Annotated in this window: 5 protein-coding genes and 1 pseudogene; 3 read left to right on the forward strand and 3 right to left on the reverse strand. The window is 72.6% G+C overall.

Features of this window, described 5'->3' with window-relative positions:
- The first annotated feature begins 171 nt into the window (after window positions 1–171).
- Window positions 172–1,035: an ABC transporter permease gene (locus tag GTW40_RS18225; RefSeq protein ID WP_161181266.1), complete on the forward strand. Its 864-nt coding sequence runs from the start codon at window positions 172–174 to the stop codon at window positions 1,033–1,035.
- Between the two features lie 11 nt (window positions 1,036–1,046).
- Here GTW40_RS18225 and GTW40_RS18230 read toward each other — a convergent pair whose 3' ends face one another.
- The gene (locus tag GTW40_RS18230) at window positions 1,047–1,379 is read right to left on the reverse strand and encodes an ATP/GTP-binding protein (RefSeq protein WP_161181267.1); all 333 of its coding nucleotides are present in this window, start codon (window positions 1,377–1,379) and stop codon (window positions 1,047–1,049) included.
- 243 nt (window positions 1,380–1,622) lie between these two features.
- On the opposite strand from GTW40_RS18230, the gene GTW40_RS18235 reads away from it, so the two are divergent.
- Window positions 1,623–2,651, forward strand: a complete 1,029-nt coding sequence (locus GTW40_RS18235; protein WP_161181268.1) for an LLM class flavin-dependent oxidoreductase — start codon at window positions 1,623–1,625, stop codon at window positions 2,649–2,651.
- A gap of 88 nt (window positions 2,652–2,739) precedes the next feature.
- On the opposite strand, the gene GTW40_RS18240 is transcribed toward GTW40_RS18235, so the two are convergent.
- The gene (locus GTW40_RS18240; protein WP_161181269.1) at window positions 2,740–3,132 is read right to left on the reverse strand and encodes an SCO5389 family protein; all 393 of its coding nucleotides are present in this window, start codon (window positions 3,130–3,132) and stop codon (window positions 2,740–2,742) included.
- A 297-nt stretch (window positions 3,133–3,429) separates the two neighbouring features.
- Between GTW40_RS18240 and nucS the strand changes: the two genes are divergently transcribed.
- Window positions 3,430–4,101, forward strand: a complete 672-nt coding sequence (nucS, locus tag GTW40_RS18245; RefSeq protein WP_018544534.1) for an endonuclease NucS — start codon at window positions 3,430–3,432, stop codon at window positions 4,099–4,101.
- A 42-nt stretch (window positions 4,102–4,143) separates the two neighbouring features.
- Here nucS and GTW40_RS18250 read toward each other — a convergent pair.
- Window positions 4,144–4,888 (reverse strand): annotated as a pseudogene (locus GTW40_RS18250) (ATP-binding protein); the annotation flags it as partial.

Genomic DNA, 4,888 nt, shown 5'->3' on the forward strand with positions numbered 1-4,888 from the left:
AGGGGCCCCGAACCCGTACGCGGCGCCCGCACAGGCCCCTCAGCCGCAGCCCGCGCCCGCCGCTGCTCCCCCGGCCCCGCAGTCGGCCCCGGCCGCCGAGCCCGCGCGGTCCGCCGGAGCCGCCGAGAAGGCCGCCGCATCCGCCGAACCGACCCAGCCCGAGGACGCCCGATGAGCACGCACAACACCCCGCTGCCACAGGCACCCGCGGCCGCCGCGAGCGACGGACCGTTCCCCGGCTACAGCTCGCCCATCCCGATCGTGCGCACCCATCTCGGGCACGCGCTGGCCTCGGAGTGGACGAAGATCAGGTCGGTGCGCTCGACGATCTGGACGCTGGGCGTGTTCGCGCTGCTCGTGTTCGGCATCGGCCTGCTGGTCGCGCTCGCGGTGCGCGGCACCTCCGCCGACCTGTCCGGCGCGACCGCCCTCGCCATGGGCTTCTTCGGACTGCTGCTCGGCATGGTCTGCGTGATCACCCTGGGCGTGCTGACGACGGCCTCGGAGTACGGCACGGGCATGATCCGTACGACGATGACGGCGTGCCCGACCCGGGGCCGGGTCCTCGCCGCCAAGTCGATCGTGTTCTTCGTGCTCGCCTTCGTGGTGACGCTGGTGACCGTGACCGTGACGGCCCTGGTGCAGACCTCGCTGCTGACGGGCCACGGCGTGGAGTCGCCGACCGGTCAGGACTGGCTGAAGGCCACGGTCGGCATCAGCCTCTTCATCGCCCTGGTCGGGCTGATCTCGCTGCTGGTCGGCTCGATGATCCGGCACTCCGCGGGCGCCATCACCCTCATGATCGGCGCGGTGCTCGCCCCGCTGGTGATCGCCCTCTTCATGAACGCGCCCTCGCTGGAGAAGGTCCAGCAACTGCTGCTCGAGTACTCGATCCCGAGCCAGATGGGCGTCTTCTACGACAACACCCTGAGCCACTCCGGGCCTTCGGGCTGGGAGCCGCTGTGGATCATGCTGGGCGTGACGGCCGCGGCCTACGCGGCGGCGTACGCGCTGCTGCGCAGCCGGGACGTGTAGCCCGCGCCGGGTCAGAACCTCGGCGCGCCACCGGGCCGTCGCACTCTCGTGGTGCGGCGGTCCTTCGCGTTCCAGCAGGCCTTGTGCCAGTGCCTGCGGTCGTCCACGCCCGCGTGCTCGGGCCAGGCCACCACGTGCGGGACGCCGGAGGGGATCAACTGGTCGCAGCCGGGGCAGCGGTAGGTCTTGCCCTCGGCGCTCGCCCCCGCGACATGGCGCACGCTCCAGTCCTCGCCCCGCCAGTTCTCACTGGCCTGCCAGCCGCCGTACCGGCCGGTCCCCTCGTCCTCGGCACTGCGGCCGGACGCTCCGGCTGCCTTCGGTCGGTTGCGACGCGGGGACACGGGACACCTCTCGGGGCTATACAGGAAGTACGGTCCGCGTCCAGCCTACGCGGCACCCGAGCGGGCAGGCGTAAAGAACCAACCCGCACAAGTCCCCCTCAGGGGCGATCCATTCCAGCAGAGAACCGACCATTCTGCAGACAATCCGCAAATCCCCCTGCCGAGCCGTGTCCTGGGCACGTGTCATGTGGTTATGCCGAGAGCGGGGGAGCTCCGGTCGGAGCCGAGAAAGCGGGAAGTGCGATGCGTGTAGGAAGTTTTGTCCTGGCGGCCCGGTTCCCGGGCCAGGGCCCCGGGGAGGCCCTGCACCGGGCGGTCCGCTCGGCGGAGGTGGCCGACGAGGCCGGACTGGACACCGTGTGGCTGGCCGAGCACCACTTCGTGCCGTACGGGACCTGCCCGTCGGCGATCACCCTGGCCGCCCTGCTGCTCGGCCGCACCCGCCGCGTCCGGGTCGGCACCGCGGTCAGCGTCCTGCCCACCGCCCACCCGGTCGCCGTCGGCGAACAGGCGGCGCTGCTGCACGTGACCAGCGGCGGCCGCTTCACCCTCGGCGTGGGCCGCGGCGGCCCCTGGGTCGACCTGGAGGTGTTCGGCACCGGCCTCGGGGCGTACGAGCGCGGCTTCCCGGAGTCGCTGGACCTGCTGCTGCGCTGGCTGCGGGAGCCGTCGGTGGCGGCCTCGGGCGAGCGGTACCGCTTCCGCGAGGTGCCCGTCGTACCGCGCCCGTCGGAGTCGCTGACCGAGGCTCCGGGACCCGAGGTGGTCGTCGCGTGCACCTCGCCCGCGAGCGTACGGCTGGCCGCCGAGCGCGGGCTGCCGATGCTGCTCGGGATGCACATCGGGGACGAGGAGAAGGCGGAGATGGTCGGGTTGTGGCGACGCCACGCACGGGCGGCGGGCCGTTCCGGCGAGGAGATCACCGGGGCCGGGCACGTCTCGGCCGGGGTCTGCCAGCTCGCGGACCGACGCACGGACGCGGTGGAGACGCTGCTGAAGGCGATGCCGGGCTGGCTGAAACAGGGCCTCGACGCGCACGTGACGGTGGACGGGCGGCCCCGCGCGATGCGCGATCCGTTCGCCTACACCGAACTGCTCTGCGGGCTGCACCCGGTGGGCACGCCCCGCCTCGCGGCCGACCGGCTCGCGGCGACGGCCGAGCGCACCGGCATCTCCCGGTTCGCCCTCCTGACCGAGGGGTCCGGCGATCTGGACGCGACCGAGGAGAACCTGCGGCGCCTGGGCGCCGAGGTGCTGCCCCAGCTGCGCTGACCGGCTCCCCGGCGCCCCCGGCCGGGATGCCCGCCGCTCCGGCACCGCGCGGGCTGCGCGGGGGCGGAGCGGCAAGCCGGCCGGGCCGTCAGCAGTCCCGGAGTTCCGGCGACTGGTTGAGCAACTGGCTGCGCACCGAGGTGAATCGGGCCAGCGTCTCGTCGGCCGAGGGGTCGAGCGGGAACACCGCCACCCGGTGGCAGTTCTGGAAGGCCAGCCGCACTCCGAAGTGCCGCTGCAGTGCGCCGCGCATGGCGTCGCTCGCGAGCACACGCAGCAGCTCACCACGCGCGTGCTCGTCCGGCGGGGGCGTCTGGTTGTCGGCGAAGGGTCCGCCGTCCACGTTCAGCCGGGCCACCAGGGCGCTGATCATCTCCCACGCAAAAGGCAGGGAGGTCCGGACGCAGTCGACGAATTCTGCATCGTCGACCTCGCCTCGCTCGGCCTTTTCGAGTAGGGCCGGTGAGACGTCGAGCGACATGGGTTCTCCTCTCGCACCCCCGACGGGCAGGGGTTGCCGGACAGATGTGGGAGTACGCGTCATCCGGACGATCGGTACACACACCGCGCCCCCCGACTCCTACGGTAGGCAACCGTCGGTGACCACACCAGCAGAATGCGTATATGGAACGGTCGCTCTGCGGTCACAATCGGCCAGGGATGAACAAGAGTTTCCAGGGACAAATAGGGTGGCCCAGTGGACGGCCGAGGCGGGTGGGGCGGGACGGGAGCCGGGCGAATCGCGTGCACGGGGGCGCGTCGAGTAGCGTTGCCGACCATGCGTCTCGTCATTGCCCGGTGCTCGGTCGACTACGCCGGCCGGCTCACCGCCCACCTGCCCTCGGCTCCCCGCCTGATCCTGGTCAAGGCGGACGGCAGCGTCTCCATCCACGCGGACGACCGGGCCTACAAGCCCCTCAACTGGATGTCGCCGCCCTGCACCCTGAAGGAGGGCACGGGGGACGACAGCGGGGTGTGGACCGTCATCAACAAGGCGGGCGAAAAACTGATCATCACGATGGAGGAGATCCTGCACGACTCCTCCCACGAACTCGGGGTGGACCCCGGTCTGATCAAGGACGGCGTGGAAGCGCACCTCCAGGAGCTGCTCGCCGACCGCATCGAGACGCTCGGCGAGGGCTACACGCTCATCCGCCGCGAGTACATGACCGCCATCGGCCCGGTGGACATCCTGTGCCGGGACGCCGACGGCGGCACCGTCGCGGTCGAGATCAAGCGGCGCGGCGAGATCGACGGCGTGGAGCAGCTCACCCGCTATCTGGAGCTGCTCAACCGCGATCCGCACCTCGCCCCGGTGCGCGGTGTCTTCGCCGCCCAGGAGATCAAGCCCCAGGCCCGCGTGCTCGCCACGGACCGGGGCATCAACTGCCAGATCCTCGACTACGACGCCATGCGCGGCATCGAGGACGACAAGCTGCGTCTGTTCTGACCCGCACCGCCCCGGCTCACATCCGACCCGCGCGGCCCCGGCTCACATCACCTCGCCGGGGTCGGTGCTCGCCGGGTCGACGGGGGCCGACGCGCTGGAGGGCGCGGGGCCGCTGGCGGAGGTGGAGGTCTCCGGGTCGGTCCCGGGGTCCGTCGGGGTCGGCGACGCGGGTGTGGTCGGTGGGGTCGGGGTCGACGTCGTCGCCGATGTCGACGGGTCGGGCTCGGGAGAGCCGCCGCTCGGCTTCGAGGTCGGCTTGTCGGTGGTCCGGCTGGGCTTCGGGCCGGGCTTCTCCGTGTTCTGGTGACCTCCGCCCGTCCCTCTCGTCTCCGCCGCACCGGCGGGCGCCTTGAGTGGCGTGACGGACGGTGCCGGGCCGCTGGGCCGGGCGCTCGGGGCGGACGTGTCGCGGGCCTTGGCGTCGTCCTTCTTCGGCACCGCGCCCAGGTTCCCGTCGTCCAGGCCCTGGGTCGCGGACGGGTCTATCTCCACGCTGCCCGCCGGATCGCGGTCGGTGCCCTGCTGCGAGGTCATGCCGAGCGTGACGACCGTGCCGAGCACGGCGACGAGCAGCGCGCCGGACCCGGCGGCCACCAGATTGCGCCGGGCCGTTCCGCGGATCCCGGCCCGGCCGTCCTCGGCCACCGGGCGCATCGTGACCGTGCCCGCGTCGGTGGGGCCGTACAGCGCGACGGGCCCGGCCACGGTCTGGTCGTGCCGGGCCTCGGACGCCTCGGCGGCCGTCAGCGCGGCGAGGGCGGGCAGGTCACCCGCGCGGTCGGCGACC

It is taken from the genome of Streptomyces sp. SID4985 (assembly GCF_009863025.1).
In the GTDB taxonomy this organism is placed as follows: Bacteria; Actinomycetota; Actinomycetes; order Streptomycetales; family Streptomycetaceae; genus Streptomyces.

Coding starts and splice junctions, on each gene's coding strand:
- GTW40_RS18225 (WP_161181266.1), top strand. CDS start 172: ATGAGCACGCACAACACCCCGCTGCCACAGGCACCCGCGGCCGCCGCG.
- GTW40_RS18240 (WP_161181269.1), bottom strand. CDS start 3,132: ATGTCGCTCGACGTCTCACCGGCCCTACTCGAAAAGGCCGAGCGAGGC.
- GTW40_RS18235 (WP_161181268.1), top strand. CDS start 1,623: ATGCGTGTAGGAAGTTTTGTCCTGGCGGCCCGGTTCCCGGGCCAGGGC.
- nucS (WP_018544534.1), top strand. CDS start 3,430: ATGCGTCTCGTCATTGCCCGGTGCTCGGTCGACTACGCCGGCCGGCTC.